This window comes from Pseudochrobactrum sp. sp1633 (assembly GCF_030376605.1).
GTDB lineage: Bacteria > Pseudomonadota > Alphaproteobacteria > Rhizobiales > Rhizobiaceae > Pseudochrobactrum.
In genome coordinates, this window is sequence record NZ_JARRAE010000001.1 from 375,120 (window position 1) to 393,790 (window position 18,671).

14 protein-coding genes and 1 tRNA gene are annotated in these 18,671 nt (G+C 50.0%); 6 read left to right on the forward strand and 9 right to left on the reverse strand.

The features are described 5' to 3' along the window. Positions 1-195 precede the first annotated feature (195 nt). On the forward strand, positions 196-2,856 hold the full coding sequence (alaS, locus tag P8H26_RS01765; RefSeq protein WP_289631131.1) for an alanine--tRNA ligase: 2,661 nt from the start codon (positions 196-198) through the stop codon (positions 2,854-2,856). A 421-nt stretch (positions 2,857-3,277) separates the two neighbouring features. Here alaS and P8H26_RS01770 read toward each other — a convergent pair whose 3' ends face one another. From P8H26_RS01770 to P8H26_RS01780, 3 genes are all read right to left on the reverse strand, one after another. Continuing rightward, entirely contained in the window at positions 3,278-4,327 is a 1,050-nt protein-coding gene (locus P8H26_RS01770; protein WP_289631132.1) for an LLM class flavin-dependent oxidoreductase, read from the reverse strand. 437 nt (positions 4,328-4,764) lie between these two features. After that, on the reverse strand, positions 4,765-5,691 hold the full coding sequence (locus tag P8H26_RS01775; RefSeq protein ID WP_289631133.1) for an alpha/beta hydrolase: 927 nt from the start codon (positions 5,689-5,691) through the stop codon (positions 4,765-4,767). A 65-nt stretch (positions 5,692-5,756) separates the two neighbouring features. Beyond that, entirely contained in the window at positions 5,757-6,392 is a 636-nt protein-coding gene (locus P8H26_RS01780) for an SDR family oxidoreductase (RefSeq protein WP_289631134.1), read from the reverse strand. A gap of 109 nt (positions 6,393-6,501) precedes the next feature. On the opposite strand from P8H26_RS01780, the gene P8H26_RS01785 reads away from it, so the two are divergent. Continuing rightward, entirely contained in the window at positions 6,502-7,410 is a 909-nt protein-coding gene (locus P8H26_RS01785; protein WP_289631135.1) for a LysR family transcriptional regulator, read from the forward strand. 344 nt (positions 7,411-7,754) lie between these two features. On the opposite strand, the gene P8H26_RS01790 is transcribed toward P8H26_RS01785, so the two are convergent. From P8H26_RS01790 to P8H26_RS01810, 5 genes are all read right to left on the reverse strand, one after another. Beyond that, positions 7,755-7,831: transfer RNA gene (locus P8H26_RS01790), tRNA-Arg, on the reverse strand. A gap of 186 nt (positions 7,832-8,017) precedes the next feature. Next, positions 8,018-8,497 (reverse strand): NUDIX hydrolase, encoded by a 480-nt coding sequence (locus P8H26_RS01795; RefSeq protein WP_289631136.1) that lies wholly within the window; start codon positions 8,495-8,497, stop codon positions 8,018-8,020. 455 nt (positions 8,498-8,952) lie between these two features. Beyond that, positions 8,953-9,450, reverse strand: a complete 498-nt coding sequence (gpt, locus tag P8H26_RS01800; RefSeq protein WP_289631137.1) for a xanthine phosphoribosyltransferase — start codon at positions 9,448-9,450, stop codon at positions 8,953-8,955. A 395-nt stretch (positions 9,451-9,845) separates the two neighbouring features. Beyond that, positions 9,846-10,742 (reverse strand): universal stress protein, encoded by an 897-nt coding sequence (locus P8H26_RS01805; RefSeq protein ID WP_289631138.1) that lies wholly within the window; start codon positions 10,740-10,742, stop codon positions 9,846-9,848. A 179-nt stretch (positions 10,743-10,921) separates the two neighbouring features. Then, positions 10,922-11,668 (reverse strand): competence/damage-inducible protein A, encoded by a 747-nt coding sequence (locus P8H26_RS01810; protein WP_289631139.1) that lies wholly within the window; start codon positions 11,666-11,668, stop codon positions 10,922-10,924. Positions 11,669-11,930: 262 nt separating this feature from the next. On the opposite strand from P8H26_RS01810, the gene wrbA reads away from it, so the two are divergent. After that, entirely contained in the window at positions 11,931-12,530 is a 600-nt protein-coding gene (gene wrbA, locus P8H26_RS01815) for an NAD(P)H:quinone oxidoreductase type IV (RefSeq protein WP_289631140.1), read from the forward strand. A gap of 348 nt (positions 12,531-12,878) precedes the next feature. Continuing rightward, positions 12,879-13,154, forward strand: a complete 276-nt coding sequence (locus P8H26_RS01820) for an HU family DNA-binding protein (protein ID WP_022711909.1) — start codon at positions 12,879-12,881, stop codon at positions 13,152-13,154. A 188-nt stretch (positions 13,155-13,342) separates the two neighbouring features. Here the strand turns inward: P8H26_RS01820 and P8H26_RS01825 are convergent, their stop codons facing one another. Next, positions 13,343-13,648: a hypothetical protein gene (locus P8H26_RS01825; RefSeq protein WP_289631141.1), complete on the reverse strand. Its 306-nt coding sequence runs from the start codon at positions 13,646-13,648 to the stop codon at positions 13,343-13,345. A gap of 639 nt (positions 13,649-14,287) precedes the next feature. Between P8H26_RS01825 and P8H26_RS01830 the strand changes: the two genes are divergently transcribed. Both P8H26_RS01830 and P8H26_RS01835 read left to right on the forward strand, forming a co-directional pair. Beyond that, positions 14,288-15,448, forward strand: coding sequence for an efflux RND transporter periplasmic adaptor subunit (locus tag P8H26_RS01830; protein WP_289631142.1), 1,161 nt, complete (start codon positions 14,288-14,290; stop codon positions 15,446-15,448). A 9-nt stretch (positions 15,449-15,457) separates the two neighbouring features. Further along, entirely contained in the window at positions 15,458-18,550 is a 3,093-nt protein-coding gene (locus P8H26_RS01835; protein WP_289631143.1) for an efflux RND transporter permease subunit, read from the forward strand. The last annotated feature ends 121 nt before the right edge of the window (positions 18,551-18,671 follow it).

The window sequence follows — 18,671 nt, forward strand, 5'->3', positions numbered from 1 at the left end:
TGCGAATATCTGGACAGTGCCTGATCATCTGTTTAAAAGCAGGGCAATTGCAATGGCATCTGCTGTTACAGGTCTGTCTGGGCAAGCTCCGGCTATGCCTGTCAGACTGTTGTGCAGATTGAATCCACTGCTTATTTAAGATGTTACAAGTCGTGTTTGTGCGGCTGAAAATCGGGCAGAACCCAAAGGTGAACTATGAGCGGCGTTAACGAGATCAGGTCAACATTCCTCGATTATTTTCGTAAGAATGGCCATGAAGCGGTGGCGTCAAGTCCGCTTGTCCCGCGCAATGACCCGACTTTGATGTTTACCAATGCCGGTATGGTTCAGTTCAAGAACGTATTTACCGGACTTGAAACTCGTCCTTACAGCCGCGCTGCCACTGCGCAGAAATGCGTGCGTGCTGGCGGTAAGCATAATGATCTGGATAATGTCGGCTATACTGCACGCCACCACACATTCTTTGAAATGCTGGGGAATTTTTCCTTCGGTGATTATTTCAAGGAAGAGGCGATTACCTTTGCGTGGAATTTGCTCACCAAGGAATTTGGTCTGAACAAAGATAAGCTGCTTGTTACCGTTTATCATACGGATGATGATGCTGCGAATTACTGGAAGAAAATTGCCGGTCTGACCGACGAACGTATCATTCGCATCGCCACCAATGATAATTTCTGGTCGATGGGTGATACCGGTCCTTGCGGCCCTTGCTCCGAGATTTTCTATGATCACGGCGATCACATCTGGGGTGGACCTCCGGGATCAGCTGATGAAGATGGTGACCGTTTCATCGAGATCTGGAATCTCGTTTTCATGCAGTTCGAGCAGATTACGAAAGAAGAGCGCATTGATTTGCCGCGTCCGTCGATTGATACCGGCATGGGACTGGAGCGCATCGCTGCTGTCTTGCAGGGCGTTCACGATAACTATGACATTGATCTGTTCAAAGCACTGATCCGCGCTTCGGAAGAAGCAACCGGTGTTAAAGCTGAAGGTGGCCAGCGTGCCAGCCATCGTGTGATTGCAGATCACCTGCGTTCTGCCAGCTTCCTGATTGCTGATGGCGTGCTGCCGTCGAATGAAGGTCGTGGCTATGTGCTGCGCCGTATTATGCGCCGTGCTATGCGTCATGCGCAGCTGCTCGGTGCCCGTGATCCGTTGATGTATCGTCTGCTGCCGACACTGGTACGTGAAATGGGGCAGGCTTATCCGGAACTGGTGCGTGCAGAAGCTCTGATTTCTGAAACACTGAAACTTGAAGAAACCCGTTTCCGCAAAACGCTGGAACGCGGTCTTGGCCTTTTGAGCGATGCCACAGAAAATATGAGCGAAGGTCAGAGCCTTGACGGTGAGACTGCGTTCAAGCTTTACGACACCTATGGTTTCCCGCTTGATCTGACACAGGATGCTTTGCGCCAGCGCGGCATTGCTGTTGATACAGATGGTTTCAGTACAGCTATGGAACGCCAGAAGGCCGAAGCACGCGCCAACTGGTCAGGTTCGGGCGATGCTGCTACGGAAAAAGTCTGGTACTCGGTTCGTGATAAAGTCGGTGCTACAGAGTTTCTCGGCTACGATACTGAGAAAGCTGAGGGCGTTGTTGCGGCTCTGGTGCGCGATGGCCAGATCATTGACAAGGCTGCTCAGGGTGAAACTGTCAGCATCATTGTTAATCAGACACCGTTTTATGCGGAATCCGGTGGTCAGCAGGGTGATACAGGCTTCATTTATGGCGATGGTTTCGTGATTGAAATCACCGATACGCTGAAAAAAGCGGACGGGGTTTTCATTCATCAGGCTGTAATCAATGAGGGTGAAATCAAGACAGGCGATGCCGTTGAGCTGGTTGTAGACGGTTCGCGCCGTACACGCATACGGTCTAACCACTCGGCAACGCATTTGCTGCATGAGGCGCTGCGCGAAACATTGGGTAGCCATGTGGCGCAGAAGGGCTCTCTTGTTGCGCCTGAGCGTCTGCGTTTCGACTTCTCGCATCCAAAACCAATCAGCGAAGATGAATTGCGCAAGGTTGAAAACATTGCCAATGAGATCATCCTGCAGAACGCTCCTGTCAGCACGCGCCTGATGGCCGTTGATGATGCGATTGAAGCCGGTGCTATGGCTCTGTTCGGCGAAAAATATGGCGACGAAGTTCGCGTGGTTTCTATGGGAACTGCTACGCAGGGCGATAAAGCAGGTAAAACCTATTCTCTGGAACTTTGCGGCGGTACGCATGTTCGCCAGACGGGTGATATTGGTCTTGTACGCATTGTGTCTGAAGGCGCTGTTGCAGCCGGCGTTCGCCGTATGGAAGCACTGACCGGTGAAGCAGCACGTCTCTATCTTGAAGAACAGGATGACCGCGTTAAAGCGATTGCATCGGCACTGAAAACAACGCCGTCAGAAGCGCTGGATCGCGTGAACAGCCTGATTGATGAGCGCCGTAAACTTGAAAAAGAACTCACAGAAGCCCGGAAAAAACTGGCTCTGAGCGGCGGTTCATCGAAAGCTGACAATGAAACGAAGACCATTAACGGAGTTCAGTTCATGGGGCGCAGCGTAACCGGCGTTGCACCGAAAGATCTGAAGCCGCTGGCTGATGAAGGCAAAAAGGCTCTGGGCTCGGGTATCGTTGCTTTCATCGGTGTGAGTGAAGACGGCAAGGCCAGTGCGGTTGTTGCTGTTACTGATGATCTGACATCACGTTTCAGCGCTGTTGATCTGGTGCGTGTTGCCTCGAGTGCGCTCGGCGGTCAGGGCGGGGGTGGCCGTCCGGATATGGCACAGGCAGGTGGCCCAGATGGTACCAAGGCTGATGAAGCTCTTGCTGCTTTGGCTAAAGCGATCGAAGCCTGATCCTTTAAATTTATATGAGCTATTGCAAAAGCCGCCGGATATTCCGGCGGCTTTTGTGTTTATGGTCACTAACACTGTCGCTGAAACATAACTTCTGTGCTGACGATGTGAGTAGGAGCAATTCAGCTATCTCACGGAAAAGAGTAAGACTTATGTGGGGAAGTCACTGTGCTGATGCTATTTAAAGCCCGCTCCGCCACGACGACAGCATGTACATAGTAACAAGCTGCAGAAGACAGGGAGGTTGCGATGGAGGCGGAGGGTCGTTTGAATACTGTCTTTTGGCTTTTCGGCAGTCGGTGCCAGATAATGCAGGCAGGGTAATCCCAGAGTTTGTAGCCAGATATGTCTGTTTTGCCTCTGCAGTGATGCGGACACTAAAAAAATCCCTCAAGCCATTGCTGGCTTGAGGGATTGTTGGTTACTTAATGATATCGCCGGTGACCGGTCCTTCCCAGTTTGGTTTCCAGCCAAGTGCGGGAGCCACATGCTTGGCAAAAGATTCCAACATATGCAAATTATACTCCGGTCCAAGCTGGTTCGGGATTGTCAGCATAAGAGTATCGGCCAGTGCAATGGCACGATCTTTCTTTAACTCTTCAATCAGCCTGTCCGGCTCGGCAGCATAGGTACGACCGAATGTTGAACGGAAACCATCAATCATACCGACGCCGTCATATTTTTCAGATGCATTACCGAAATAAGCTGCATCCTGTTCGTTCACAATCGGGAAAATGCTGCGGCTGACAGAAACGCGCGGAGCACCTGTATGACCAGCCTCACGATAGGCTTCGCGGAAACGAACAATCTGCTCTGCCTGAAGCTCGTCAAAAGGCATTCCTGCATCTTCAGTTAACAAGGTAGAGGACATCATGTTCAGGCCTTGTTGTCCTGTCCATTCAGCACTTTCACGGGTAGCCGAGCCCCACCAGATATGATCACGCAATGAGGCAGAGCGCGGTTCAATCGGCATCATCTGACCGCCGGTCATACTGCGTTCGCCCGCAGCCAGACGTTCGCCGTCAATTGAACGCATGAACTGATCGAATTTTGTGCGGGCAATATCAGCGCCGCGCGGATCAGTTGAACCGGTATAACCAAAGGTTTCGTACCCGCGCACCACGGTTTCCGGTGAGCCGCGACTGATTCCCAGTGCAATACGTCCGTCAGCAAGAATGTCGAGTGCAGCAGCTTCTTCTGCCAGATATAACGGGTTCTCATAGCGCATATCGATAACGCCGGTACCGACTTCGATATGTTTTGTCTTAGCAGCAATCGTTGCCAGCAATGGCATTGGCGATGCTTGCTGACGGGCAAAGTGATGCACGCGGAAATAGGCACCGTTCACACCAAGTTCGTCTGCACCAACGCCGATGTCGACGGCCTGTTTCAGCATATCGCTGGCTGTACGCGCCTGCGAACCCTGTGCATTCACGTAGTGACCAAAACTTAAAAAACCAAAGGCTCTCATAGAGTTCTCCTGCCGCTAAAGCGGTTTCGATAGCAATTGGTCTTGATATAGTATGTGGGGGGAGCGGGAGCAAAGCTTGCAAATAGGACACTGTGTTCATGATGTGGCTCATAGGAGCACACGCTTATGCGAACCGGAAAGTCGCCAAATTTTGTGTTGAAAAATTATATGCTCTGGTAAGTTACGCTTTATCTGTAATCGCAAATTGCTATAAATCATTGATTTTATTGCGAAAATATTCTCCCGTCTCTGCAAGGAACTTGAGACGTATACATCCTGTACAGACATGTCGCCCCAAGTGCGCTTTGGAATTATAGAAAATGGGCTCTTGGTTTAGTGCAAAGCAAACAACAGCTTGTTTGCGACGTCTAAAACCTGTCGGTATTAGTCAAAGTGCTCGTATTAGGTGTCTCGTTACCGGTCAGCAGACTTAGTGATCAAAGATTTTCTTTGTAGAATGGGATCAGCTTCGCCAGTGCCAGACTGACCGGCTCAGGCTTGTCATAGAGGTCGTAGTGCGACCAGCCTTCGAGGGCGACTAGCTCTTTCTTCTTCGATGCGGCGCGTTCGATGATCTCGCAGCCATCACGATAGGCTCCGAATGCTCCGACTTTATCGCCGACAACGACACAGAGCGGCTGGGTCAGTAGCACCTCGGCGAGGTGGAAGGCATCCCAGCCAACCGCAGCGGCTTGGTGCGAAGGCACTGAACGGTTAAGACCGTTTGGCTTTTGACCGCGCGGCGTGCGGTAATATTCGGTCGCTTCCAACGGGTCGCGGTCGGTGACACCCAGACGCCCTGCCTCTTCCGGTGACGGTGGCAGCAGGTCATCAATCTTGACGTCCGCACCGCGAGCTTCTGCTGTGCGCTGCTTCGCCATCGCTTCGAGCGCGGCGATCGGGTTGAGGCCGGTGAAATTGCCGCGCATCAAGCGGCCGTAGTTCGCGCCGGTAACAGTGCCAACCGCCTTGATGCGGCGCTCGGTCATGGCGGCGTTGATCGAATACCCGCCACCCCCGCAGATGCCGAGAACACCGATGCGATCTTCGTCGACATAAGGAAGTGTCATCAGATAGTCAGCGACATGGCGGAAATCCTCGACACGCAGCGTTGGGTCTTCAATAAAGCGTGGCTCGCCGCCACTGGCGCCTTGGAAGCTCGCGTCAAAGGCAATGACGACAAAGCCTTCATTGGCCAGTGCTGCACCATAAACGTTGCCGGAAGTTTGCTCCTTACAGCTGCCGATGGGGTGCGCGCTGATGATGGCCGGATATTTCTTTGCTATGTCGAAGTTCGGCGGGAAGTGGATATCGGCAGCTATATCCCAATACATATCGTGATTGCGGATTTTGACAGTTTCCATGATGCGGGCTCCTTGGTTTCAGGATTGAGAGGCGTTATCGCCAATCTGTATAGGGGTGGTGCTGTTTACATGAACGACGGCTTTTCACCGTCAGTACCGGGCTTGTTAATGCCGATGTTGCGGTTGCCGAGTTTGCCCGGCGCACCGATCAGGTCGACAACCACGGCAGCAACGCTTTTGCGCGCGATTTCCGTTCCCTTGAAAGGCTCGTTCCGTTCGGTCGTCTCGTAGTCGACCTCATCTATGTCAGTGAGCCATGCCGGACGCAGTATGGCATAGTCGAGGTCCGATGCCTCGATGAGATCGGCAGCCTTGCGATAAGGCGGAAAATACTCGCCGATTTCGAGGTTGTTCCATTCGCCGAACTTGCCTGGCACTTCGTCATAGATGCCAAGGGTGGTGCAGAAGATAAGCTTGCGGACGCCAGAGGCCTTCATGGCTGCTATAATGGTTTTAGCCTGCGTATCAACATCGCCGGAGAGGTTCGCATATACGACATCCTGGCCGTTCATAGCCTCTTGTAATTTTGTGGTATTATGAACGTCACCTTCGATGATACGGGCATTGGCGGGAACGTCGCGCCCCAGCTTCTGTACATTCCGCAGAAACAGGGTCATTTCTGCATCATCACGTTCAGCCAGCATACCGACCACATGACGGGCAATTTGCCCGCTGGCACCAAGGATAAGAGTTTTGGTCATGTTTTGCTCCATAAGCTTTATGCATGACAGCAATATAATGCTCTGGACTGTGTAGAAAAGCAGGCTAATACTTCAAAGAGTTTGAAGCTGTAGTTCAAAATTGGCACCTATGGATCGTAATTTATTGCCTGCTATCGCTGCCTTTGTAGAAGTCGCTCGGGAGGGGAGTTACACCCGTGCCGCGAACCGGATTGGCATTTCTCCATCGGGTCTGTCACAGGCAATCCGGACTTTGGAAGGGCAACTTGGTGTCCGCTTGCTCAATCGATCGACCCGCTCGGTGTCGCTAACTGACGATGGCAGAAAATTGCTCACACAAGTCGAGCCCGGACTTGCAATGATCTCTCATGCGGTCGTGGCGGTAGGCAATGCGCGGGAAAAGCCAAGTGGCGAAATCCGGTTGAATGTGCCACGCGTGGTCTCGCAGCATTTTATAGAGCCGCATCTGGGGGAGTTCTCCCGCCGGTATCCTGAGGTGCGTGTCGAGCTGTTCATTGATGACGGCTTGGGCGATATCGTTCGAGAAAGTTGCGACGCTGGCATACGATTGCGAGAGAGTGTCACTGAGACGATGATTGCTGTACCAATCACACCTCCGGTTTCCTTGGCAATCGTCGGTTCTCCGGCCTATTTCGTATCTTACCCTCCACCGAAGCAATTTAAGGATCTGGCGAGCCATAATTGTCTCGGTTTTCGCCAATCAAGCAGCGGGGCAATTTTTCGTTGGGAGTTGACCGATCCAAAAACAGGTGAGCAGCAAACCTTTCAGCCTGTCGGAACATTAGCAACGAACAATGATGACGTCATGTTGAGCGCTGTGCTTCAGGGAATTGGCCTGATAATGCATCTCGACTTCGCAGTGCGCCAGCATCTGGCTTCCGGCACCTTAGTTAAGGTCATGGGGGATTGCCCACCCTTCGATGGATTCAATATCTACGTGCCGTCCAGAGACCATATGCCAGCCAAACTGCGCGTCTTTGTTGATTTTCTTGTCGAAAAAAGGCGGCTGTTGGAGTGATGGCTTAACATAGAAGTTTGTCGTTCAGAGTAACCGGCCTCATTTATATACGGGTGCCAGATGACGAAGCGCCCCGTATGGCGATAGCTGATTCATGCCGTAGGTATGTCAATTCATCAATGCTTGTAGCTGTACCAATCACTATATTCGTTTCAATAAAGCCGATACAGCCAAGGCAGAAGCGCTTCGTCGAGCAATGTGGACGACTTCGGAAAACCGATACGAATCCGATATTTGCTGTGTTTCTTGTCAGTAAAAATAATTGAGATATATTTTTATGTGAGTGTTTGGTGAGTTGGATAATTTAAACTAATTATCAAAATACTCTAACATATTGAAATTTTTGGCGCACCCGACAGGATTCGAACCTGTGACCTCTGCCTTCGGAGGGCAGCACTCTATCCAGCTGAGCTACGGGTGCGCATCGGGAACATAGTCCCTAGGATATCAAAGCTTCTAACTGATGCCTTGCCCCGCATCAATGGGGCAAGGGATAAATTGTTATGGAATATGTATAAAATCTGCGAAAGCATTTGTCGCAACCGCAATGATGCAGGTCTGACTGAGAATGCTCAGCTGCTTTTTTATAATGGTGGTCTCTGCAGAATTATTTGGTGTGAATATATTCCGGCAGGTTCAGCAGGAGCTGCTTCAGTCCTGACTCGTCCACACGTTCTGCCGCTTCTGCAGGGCTAACCCATTCGCTGATACGCTGCCCGCGTTCCGGCCAGTTCTTTGCCATGCGTTTGAATTCAACCGCATAAACATTGACCGTAAAGCTGGGAATAGCTTCAACAGGTAAATCATATTTCATATAATCAAACTGTCCAACCGGATCAGGATTAACTGTCCCGCGAATTCCAGCCTCTTCAAAGGCCTCGCGAAGAGCCATATCATGAAGGGTTTTACCGGCTTTTGGCCAGCCTTTGGGTGTAATCCAGCGGCCAGTGCCGCGACTGGTAATCAAAAGGATTTCAGGAGAGGGGCCAGGATTTCGATAGACTAATGCTGCTACCTGCAGAAGGCGTCCTGCGGCTGTTAAAATCCGTTTATCTGTAGCGACAATTCCGGTTCCCTGTATATTCACTTAGTTTTCTTGCCTTTTTATAAATTTTGTTGGCCATTTTAAAATATATGGCATTGTCTTTATATGTATTTTTATAGTCGCACTTATTCTGTGCAGTTCATTATCCTCAATCAATATGGTTTTAAATTGGCCGAGGTGTGTTTTGTCTTTGGTCTGCTGGTAATGTTATTGGTTGTGTTTATATATGCCGCCCATTTCAGCATATAAGATCTGATAAATTTGTCTGAGTGATGCTTGCAAGCGCTCAGGCCGATTGTACACAAATAACAGTTTAGCGCACCTGCCGGTTTTACCGCGTGTTGCGAACCGGCATTTTCTTGTCGTCATTTGGCCAGAGCGTCGTGGGTTCAAATTGATCGCGGTACACGCTCCGGCTTATTGGGTTGTCTTGTCATCGCCATCCAATGATCCTGCAAGCGCGGGATGTTTCATAAGCCGGATGGCGATAAAGTTTTTTAGCCGCGGTGTCCTTTGGCGATAGGCTCCTGATAGGTGAAGCCCATATCCCAAGGGAAATAAATCCATGTGTCCTGCGATACTTCTGTAACAAAAGTATCAATCAGCGGACGACCCTGCGGCTTGGCGTAAACGGTTGCAAAATGTGCTTTTGGCATCATGTTGCGCACGATTTGTGCTGTCTTGCCGGTGTCAGTAAGATCGTCGATCACGAGAACGCCTTCGCCGCCGTTTTCCAGAAGCTTTTCGCCAATGGATTTAATTACACGCAATTCGCCTTGTTCACTATAGTCGTGATAAGACGCGATGCAGACGGTTTCGATCATGCGAATGCCAAGCTCACGGCAGATAATGGCCGCAGGCACCAGTCCGCCACGGGTGATGGCTACAATTGCATGCCAGTCTTTACCCTGACCGGAAATACGCCATGCGAGTGCGCGGGCATCGCGATGAAATTGGTCCCAGGAAACCGGGAAAGCTTTATCAGGCAAGGACATCGAAATGCTCCGTCAATTATAATAGTCGACAGGCCGTTTGTTTCAGGTGAAAGCACCGACGGCTCTGAGGGATTGTTTCGTTTCAGTATCGCTCAAACCGCTCTGAGGTTTGAAGATGGCATAATATCCGCCGAGGGCAGTTTTATCACCCTGTTGTATATAAAAGGCGGGCGATGACATCTCAACGGGCAATAAGACCTTAAATTCAGCGAAACACTAAAGATTTGCCGATTTAAGTGATTTACCGTGATAAACGAAAAAACACTTTTCTGGCAATATTAAGTTTGCCACAGACGCAGATAAATCTGCATCATGATGTGTCTTTCGGTTATTTTCGTTTGTTTTCGTTTTCTGCGGAGTTTTGCAAAGCTGTTTGTGCTTTGCAAAAACGCTACTCAGCGCGAAAACAGTGTCATGCAGGGCATATTCGCCAGAAATGACCGCGTGACACCGCCAAATATAAGCTCTTTCAGCCGTGACTGGCTATAAGCCCCCATAATCAGCACATCAATTTCATTTTCTTCCACATAGTGGCGTAACCGATCCTGAACAGTTTGGCCTTCAGACGGGATCAGATCAATCGTGGCTGTAATATCGTGGCGCTGATAAGCCTGTTGCAGGCGACGGGCAATTTCGGGAGCCTCGCGCGGGGCATTCGGGTCGTGTGGCCGTGCGGGTATAACGGTTGTCGCGGCTTCTTCGCTTTCCGGTTTCGGAGCGTTAACCCATACAATGCTCACTGTTGCGCAGTGACGTGCCAGTGGCATTGCATCAAATGCAGCGCTTGAGGCTTCATATTTGCCGTTGAAAGCGATAGCAAGTTTGCGGATGCTGCGGGGCGGATGAAAATTATACGGCACAATGAGTGTCGGCGTTTTGGTGTTGTAAACGAGCTGATCCAGCGGTGTAATCTGGGTGTCCGGGTCATCCGGGTCTGCTTGTCCGGCCAGAATAAGATCTGCTGCCATACCGAATTCGTTGACAGTCTGGCTGGCATTGTCACTTTCTGATCGCACAATCAGGAACTCAAATGTTGTGGCATAGCGTGCAATTTGCTCTTGAAAAAAATGAGCCACGTTTTCAGCATTTTTTTGATGGTATTTGAGGTGGCCTTCATAAAAACTGGCATCTATGAAACCGCTGGCATCAGAATAAATAACCGGCGTGGGAATAACATAGAGACCCGTAACATGCATTGGTTCTCCGTCTTGCGCCAATAGCGCAAGAGCCTTGAAGATCCTCTGTAACTCCTGCGTGCTGCGGATATAGGCGATGACGGTACGATAGGACATGGTAACACTCCATATTCGTTACGCGTGAAAGCTGCGCAATTTAAGATCGGTTTAAATTTTGTATCAAAGACCCCGCAAATACGCGGGGTTCGTCTCATATTATAGCGTCCGTCTTGACCAGAGTGGCTTATGGATATTATAACGCATATTATGTCAGGAATAAACGCAAATGCTTGCAATTATTGCTGAATATCTGCCAGCATTTTTTCAACGGCGATGGCTGCGGCCTTCATTTTTTGCTCATCGCGCGCACGAACCACCAGCTCTGTCGAGAATTTTCCTTCCTCAAATTTAGGGTATGAGCCGATAATCGTATCCGGATGGGCGTCCTGTACGTCACGCAGGGGGATGCCGATCACACCTTCACCGAACGGGCAGAGAATTGTGCGCGAATAATAGCGGCTGCCTGTGCGTAGTTCCGGCAGAATATTACCGACCATTGCCTGAAAAACAGAAGGCACACCGGCCATAACAAAGACATTGCCGACAATAAAACCGGGAGCCACAGAAACAGGATTGTCGATATGCCGCGCGCCTTGGGGCATGCGTGCCATACGCTGACGCGACGGTGTGAACTCGACTTCTCTACTTTTATAATGCGCACCGAGAATGTTCATTGCTTTATCATCATAGATGCATGGCAGGTCAAAAGCGGCGGAAACAGCATCTGCTGTGATATCGTCATGGGTCGGGCCGATGCCGCCGGAGGTGAACAGATAATCGTAATCTCTGCTCAGTTCGCGCACGGCCTTAACAATAGCAGGCTGATCATCGGCAACAATGCGGACTTCGGTCAGGTCAATGCCTGCCTCATAAAGCCGGTCTGCCATATAGCCGATATTTTTATCTTTGGTGCGTCCGGACAAAAGCTCATCGCCGATTGCCAGCATTGCCGCACGTATAATCACAGGTTCTTTGTTCGTCATGGGAGACTCCATTCACAGGCAGAACATGACCGGACAGAGCAGGGGTCGTCAAGTGATCCTGAGGTCATCATTTGTTGCGCAGAAAGATCATAACGGACTGCAAGGTCAGCGTTATTGTCCTGAATATTGAACAGTGCGTCCTGTAAGTCGTGACTGGTGCATTAAAAATCCTGCATTAAATTACAGCTATAGATTTGATTGAGACTGCACTGCGCCTTTTTATCTGGCTTTGTGCAAAACACATAAACGGAGATTTTTGAATATGGCTAAGGTTCTCGTACTGTACTATTCCGCTTACGGTCACATGGAACAGATGGCAAAGGCTGCTGCCGAAGGTGCGCGCGAAGCCGGTGCTCAGGTGGATATTAAGCGCGTTGCAGAACTGGTGCCTGCAGAAGTTGCCAAGGCTTCCGGCTTTAAGCTGGATCAGGATGCTGAAATTGCGACCCCTGCTGATCTTGAAAACTACGATGCGATTATCGTTGGTGTGTCTTCCCGTTTCGGTATCATGTCTTCACAGATGAAAAACTTCTTTGACCAGACCGGTGGTCTGTGGGCCAAGGGCGCACTGGTGAATAAGATCGGTTCTGTTATGGCTTCTTCTGCCACACAGCACGGTGGTCAGGAATTGGCGCTGATTTCGACGCAGTGGCAGCTTCAGCATCACGGCATGATTATTGTGCCGCTTTCCTATGCCTATCAGGGTCAGCTCGGTAATGATGTTGTTCGTGGCGGCGCTCCATACGGAATGACCACAACTGCTGATGGTGATGGTTCGCGCCAGCCTTCCGAGCAGGAGCTGGACGGCGCCCGCTTCCAGGGTAAGCGCGTTGCTGAAATCGCAGCAAAAGTACACGGCTGATTTTAAACTGCGGGCAATAGTTGCTCCGACTGCAAAATGAAGAAAGCGGCTCCGGCCGCTTTTTTATTGCGCGGATTTTGCTGTTTCCGGCAGCTCCGGTAGGGACATTTATCAGCTGTCTTACAGATTCGCAGCAAGGGCCTTTTTGGGCTTGTGAAGCGCTCAGTGGCAGTGTCGCAGGTGCTTCTGGATGGAAAATGCCGATTTTCAGGGGTTATTTCTGTGTTTAACCGTCTTTTTGACGGGGTTAGAGAGAAAACTTAGCTTGGTTCGCCGCTTTCTTTGAATAAACTTCGCCAATCCGGCTGAGTCGTAACCAGCGGAAAAAAACGTGAAAGGAATTACCTCATGAACAAGAATGAACTGGTTGCTGCCGTTGCAGAAAAATCAGGTCTCACCAAGACCGATGCTGCTTCAGCTGTTGACGCTGTGCTTGAATCTGTCACCGGTGCATTGAAAGACGGCGGCGAAGTTCGCCTGCCAGGTTTTGGTATTTTCTCCGTATCGCATCGTGCAGCTTCCACAGGCCGTAATCCTTCGACCGGTAAGGAAGTTGAAATTGCTGCCCGTAACGTACCAAAGTTTTCGGCCGGTAAAGGTCTGAAAGACGCTGTAAACAGCTAATCATTCTATACCAAAAGCAGGAGAGTTTTTGATTGCTCCTGTTATGCAGAAATATCAAAAAGGTCTGTCGCACTTTGTTTTAATGCGGCCGGCACCGGTAAAAACTCTGCACTTTAATGAAAAAAAAGCCGCAAGACTGCCCAGTCTTTGCGGCTTTTATTTTATGCTCTATCGCTAGCCCGATGTGGTTATTTTTGACTTGCCGAACTGGTGCCGACATCCACAATAACTGAACCGCTGATTTTCACTCTGGTTTTGCCAACCATGAAACTACCGTCAGGATTGGCACGCAGGTGCTCTTCATCCGGCTCCGCCTGCGGAGGCGTTACAATCGGTTTGGCGGGCTTCACTCCGGGCAGACTGTAGGCCGGAGATTGCTGCTCTTGTGTGCTTGTGTTTTTGAGGCTGTTCTGATCTGCAAGCACAGGCAAGGCGAAGCATAATGTGGCGCCTGACAAGAGTGCGGAAAAAATGACCGGTCGTGTTTTTCTCATAATGAAAGCATAGTCCGTTTCATAATAATCTGAAATGTTTTTCCCGTCAGGGTCTGCAAAACATCGCTTTCGGGCAGGAAACTCAGTCTGCCGGGCTGCATTCCTGCGGAATATCTGCATTCATCTTCAGCAATGAATCATGGCGTAATATTGTACAGTAAAGGATTTCCGGCGCATTTATGGTGCTGCTCAGGCCGAATAGCTGATTAAAATTCATAACAATTTCGTGAGTGATATTAATAAATAAGTGCGCGATAATATAGGATGAAAAATCCCGTTTTTTAGTCTAAGCTTTGAACAATCTTGATAAATGTCGCAGAATTTGTGCTAATCAGAGTTGAGTTGGTCGTTTCTTAACAAAATCTTGTGCTTATATCGGGCGAAAGCAGATAATCCTGACCGGAATATCTCGTGTTGAAGATAAATCAAGCCTGAGACTGTTGTGCAGGGCAAGCTGATATTAACCGGTAATTCCTTTGTCGGACAAAGCAGATGACCATAGCGTGACCAGAGCATGTGTTGACAAGTTTCTGCTTAACGTACAGTTATCGCACCCTATTTAGTATTAACGTGTGTCCAGCCATGCCGATTGGACATTCTTCGTTCTGTATCCATTCTGCGGCAGGAGTGCCACATAAGATGATTAAGCGTTTCATCATCGCGATTATATTGCTTGTTCTGGTCTGCGGAGGCCTGATCGGGTTCAACCTTTACCGCGCGCAGTCGATCAAGGATTTCTTTGCCAATATGAAGCAGCCTTCCCAAGCTGTTTCGACAGTTGAGATTAAGCCGGGGCAGTGGATGCCGGGCGTAGAAGCAATCGGGTCGGCCCGCGCTGAAGACGGCGTTAATCTGACATTCCAGATTGACGGTATTGTTAAAGAAATTCTGTTCAAGCCAAACCAGCAGGTCAAAAAAGGCGATCTGCTGGTGCAGCTGGATGACGAAATTCAGAAGGCAGATCTGGTTGCCACCAAAGCGGAAGCTGAGCTGAGCGAGCAGAACTACAAGCGTGCACAGACTTTGCGTACACAAGGCGTTGGTGCCGTATCGAATGTTGATACAACAGCTGCTGCTTTGTCATCTGCCAAGGCAAATGTTGCCAAAGCGCAGGCGACCCTTGATCTCAAGCGGCTTATTGCACCTTTCTCCGGTGTAATCGGTATTTCGCGCGTGGATATCGGTCAGTTCATGGCACCGGGCACAGTTGTTGCCACTTTGCAGAATGTTGACACGATGCGCGTTGACTTTACCATTCCTGAGCAGGAACTGAAAAACTTGTCGATCGGACAGGAAGTTCAGATCGGTGAATCTGCTGCGGATTATGCTTTCAAGGGTAAAATCATCGGTATTGATCCGAAGATTGATCCTGCGAGCCGTCTGGTTTCAATTCAGGCGCAGGTTGATAATTCTGAGAAGTCACTGGTTCCGGGTCAGTTCGTACAGGTTCGTGTTGTGCTGCCGGAAGAAGACAATGTGATTGTTCTGCCGCTGACAACTGTCGTGACCAGCCTTTACGGCGACTATGTTTTCACGGTTGTGAAAAAAGAAGCTGAGAAGACCGATGCCGCAAAAGCGGCTGATGCTCCTAAGGATGAGGCAGCTGCGAAAGCTGATAATCTGACCCTGCATCAGGTGTTTGTGAAACTCGGCCGCCGTACCGGTAATAATGTTGAAGTTCTGAGTGGTGTGAAGGAAGGCGACATTGTTGTGACTTCCGGTCAGAACCGCCTGAGCAACGGGATGAGCGCGCATATTGACAATAAGGTCAATCCTGCTGATGCCCAGAAGAAACCATAAGGTCGAGAGATGAGCTTTTCTGATAGTTTTATACGCAGGCCGGTTCTTTCGATTGTTGTTGCGCTGATGATTATCCTGCTTGGTTTGCAGGGTATTTTCAATCTGTCAGTGCGGCAGTATCCGGAAGTGGACGAAACGGTGATTACCGTTACGACCGCCTATGCCGGTGCGAGCGCGGAGCTCATTCAGGGCTTCATCACTGCGCCTATCGCGAAAGCGGTGGCGACTACCGAAAATGTTGACTATGTAACTTCCAAAAGTAGCCAGTCAATCAGTACTGTTACAGTTCAGATGAAGCTCGGGGCTAATCCTGATGCGGCTCTGACTGAGGTTATCTCCAAGGTTAATCAGGTTCGCGGTGATCTGCCGAGTGAAGCTGAAGATCCGGTGATTTCCAAAGGTACAGGTCAGTCTTTTGCGACCATGTATCTGGCTGTACAAAATCCGAATATGACCAATGAGCAGATCACGGAATATATTGATCGCGTGATCCGTCCTCGCATGTCCACCATTGAAGGTGTGGCCGATGCGCAGATTCTCGGTGGTCAGGAATATTCCATGCGCGTATGGGTTGATCCTATCCGTATGGCTGCCCGTAATGTGACTGCTTCGGAAGTTCTGGCGGCGATTAAAGCATCCAACTTCCTGTCGGCACCGGGTAAGACTAAAAACGAATATTTCGCAACTTCAATTACGCTGCGCTCAACATTGCAGACACCTGAAGCCTTTGCGGAAATGCCGATCCGTGCGGATGGCGCAGACATTATTCGTATGCGCGATGTTGCCAGTGTGGAACTGGCTGCGAAAAGCACAGATACAGTTGTGACCTTCAATGGTTCCAGCGGTACGTTTATTGGTGTGTTCCCGACGCCTTCGGCTAACCCGATTGATATGGCGAACGCTGTTACCAAAGAACTGCCAAGCATTCAGGGAAGCCTGCCGCAGGGCATGGATATCGTATTGGTTTACGATGCCACCGAGCAGATTTCTTCTTCGATTGTTGAAGTTTTCAAAACAATTGCTGAAGCGATGATCATCGTTGTGATCGTGATTCTGCTGTTCCTTGGTTCGTTCCGTTCGGTTCTGATCCCGATTGTTACCATTCCGATCTCGCTGATCGGTGTGTGTTTCTTCCTGTTCATTCTCGGTTTCTCGATCAATCTTCTTTCTCTGCTTGCGATGGTTCTGGCCATTGGTCTTGTGGTGGATGATGCGATCGTTGTGCTTGAGAATATCCACCGTCATATTGAAGAGGGCCTGACCCCGATCCATGCTTCTTTTGTGGGCATGAAGGAGATCACGTCTTCCATCGTGGCGATGACCATTACGCTGGCTGCGGTGTTTGCACCGCTCGGCTTTACCGGTGGTCTGACCGGTTCGCTGTTCCGTGAATTTGCGTTCACACTGGCCGGTGCTGTTATTCTCTCCGGTGTGGCGGCGTTGACCATCTCTCCGATGATGTGTTCGCGCATGCTCAAGCATGGTGAATCCAGCAGGTTTGCCCAGTTCGTGGATCGTCTATTCTCGCGTTTTGAAAACGGCTATGAGCGTTGGGTTTCAGGCTCGCTGAACTATCGTCCGGTTACTATGCTGGTTGTTGTGTCACTGGTCGGCGTTATGGCATTCCTGTTCGTCAACACCTCATCGGAGCTCGCTCCGGAGGAAGATTCAGGCGCGCTGTTCTCACTTATCAGTGGTCCTAAATATGCGACAACGGATTATACCAAGCTTTACGCAGACCAGCTTGATGAGCTGACCAAAGATCTGCCAGAGCTGAAAGCACGTTTTAACATTGTCGGTTTCGGCAATGCGACAAACGAAGGTATTGCGCTTTGGGCCCTGAAAGACTGGTCTGAACGCACCCGCTCGCAGAAAGAGATTCAGCAGGATCTGACCAACCGTATTAAAGACATAACCGGTGTGCAGGCGTTTATCTTTGCACCGCCGTCTTTGCCGGGTACCGGTGGTGGTCTGCCTATCTCGATTGCTATTCAGTCGACGGGTTCGTCTGATCAGGTTTTCGAGCTTTCTGAGGAAATCAAGAATGAAGCACAGGCTTCAGGACAGTTCATCATTGTTCAGAACTCCCTGTCGTTCAATTCTCCGCAGACAACGATTGAAGTTGACCGTGAGCGTGCATCCGCAATGGGCGTAACTGTCAGCGAAATCGGTGCGACACTCGGTCTGATGACCGGTGGCGGTAAGGTTGCTCAGTTTGACCGTGATAATAACAGCTATGATATTATCATGCAGGTTCCTGATGAGTATCGTCGCAATCCGTCCAAGCTCGGTGAATTCTATGTTCGCAGTGCTTCGAATGAGATGGTGCCGCTGTCTGCTGTGGTGAAGATTGTTGATCAGGCTTCTCCGACCGCGATTGAGCAGTTTAACCAGCTGAACTCTTCAACGATTTCCGCTTTGCCATTGCCTGGTGTTACAACCGGTGACGGTCTGAAAACGATCCTTGATATTGCCAATGCCAAACTGCCGGAAGGTTTCTTCATCGACTATTCGGGTCAGTCCCGTCTGGAAGTTGAGCAGGGCAATACAATTCTGATCGCGTTCTCGCTGGCGGTTGTTGTGATCTATCTCGTGCTTGCTGCACAGTTCGAAAGCTTCCGCGATCCGTTCATCATTATGATGACCGTTCCGCTGTCGATTTTCGGTGCGATTGTGCCGCTGAACCTTGGTCTCGGTACGCTGAACATCTATACGCAGGTTGGTCTGATTACCCTTGTGGGGTTGATTACCAAGCATGGTATTTTGATGGTGGAGTTCGCCAATCAGCAGCGCCATGAGCATGGATTGAGCCGTCATGATGCGATTATTGCCTCGGCAAAAACCCGTCTGCGTCCGATCCTGATGACAACTGCGGCTATGGCGCTCGGCGTTGTACCATTGATGATGGCAACCGGTGCCGGTGCGGCAGCCCGTTACTCGATGGGTCTGGTGATTTTCACCGGTCTGATCGTCGGTACGATGTTCACACTGTTCGTGGTGCCGATGTTCTACACTCTGATTTCTGCTAAAACTGTCAAACCTCTGGTTTCAGTTCCGACGGAAGAAGAGCTCAAGGCAGAAGTGCAATCTGCCCATCATTGATGTGACAGAGAATAAGAACTGAAAAGGCCGGTCTTTTGACCGGCCTTTTTGTTTGAGGATATTGCATCCGGAGTTATTCAGACAAAAAATACAAAATTATTCAGTCTGATGATTGCAGCCT

What these genes read in the sequence shown, in the direction of transcription:
- alaS (WP_289631131.1), top strand. Translation starts at nt 196, where the DNA reads ATGAGCGGCGTTAACGAGATCAGGTCAACATTCCTCGATTATTTTCGT.
- P8H26_RS01770 (WP_289631132.1), bottom strand. Translation starts at nt 4,327, where the DNA reads ATGAGAGCCTTTGGTTTTTTAAGTTTTGGTCACTACGTGAATGCACAG.
- P8H26_RS01775 (WP_289631133.1), bottom strand. Translation starts at nt 5,691, where the DNA reads ATGGAAACTGTCAAAATCCGCAATCACGATATGTATTGGGATATAGCT.
- P8H26_RS01780 (WP_289631134.1), bottom strand. Translation starts at nt 6,392, where the DNA reads ATGACCAAAACTCTTATCCTTGGTGCCAGCGGGCAAATTGCCCGTCAT.
- P8H26_RS01785 (WP_289631135.1), top strand. Translation starts at nt 6,502, where the DNA reads ATGGATCGTAATTTATTGCCTGCTATCGCTGCCTTTGTAGAAGTCGCT.
- gpt (WP_289631137.1), bottom strand. Translation starts at nt 9,450, where the DNA reads ATGTCCTTGCCTGATAAAGCTTTCCCGGTTTCCTGGGACCAATTTCAT.
- P8H26_RS01805 (WP_289631138.1), bottom strand. Translation starts at nt 10,742, where the DNA reads ATGTCCTATCGTACCGTCATCGCCTATATCCGCAGCACGCAGGAGTTA.
- P8H26_RS01810 (WP_289631139.1), bottom strand. Translation starts at nt 11,668, where the DNA reads ATGACGAACAAAGAACCTGTGATTATACGTGCGGCAATGCTGGCAATC.
- wrbA (WP_289631140.1), top strand. Translation starts at nt 11,931, where the DNA reads ATGGCTAAGGTTCTCGTACTGTACTATTCCGCTTACGGTCACATGGAA.
- P8H26_RS01820 (WP_022711909.1), top strand. Translation starts at nt 12,879, where the DNA reads ATGAACAAGAATGAACTGGTTGCTGCCGTTGCAGAAAAATCAGGTCTC.
- P8H26_RS01825 (WP_289631141.1), bottom strand. Translation starts at nt 13,648, where the DNA reads ATGAGAAAAACACGACCGGTCATTTTTTCCGCACTCTTGTCAGGCGCC.
- P8H26_RS01830 (WP_289631142.1), top strand. Translation starts at nt 14,288, where the DNA reads ATGATTAAGCGTTTCATCATCGCGATTATATTGCTTGTTCTGGTCTGC.
- P8H26_RS01835 (WP_289631143.1), top strand. Translation starts at nt 15,458, where the DNA reads ATGAGCTTTTCTGATAGTTTTATACGCAGGCCGGTTCTTTCGATTGTT.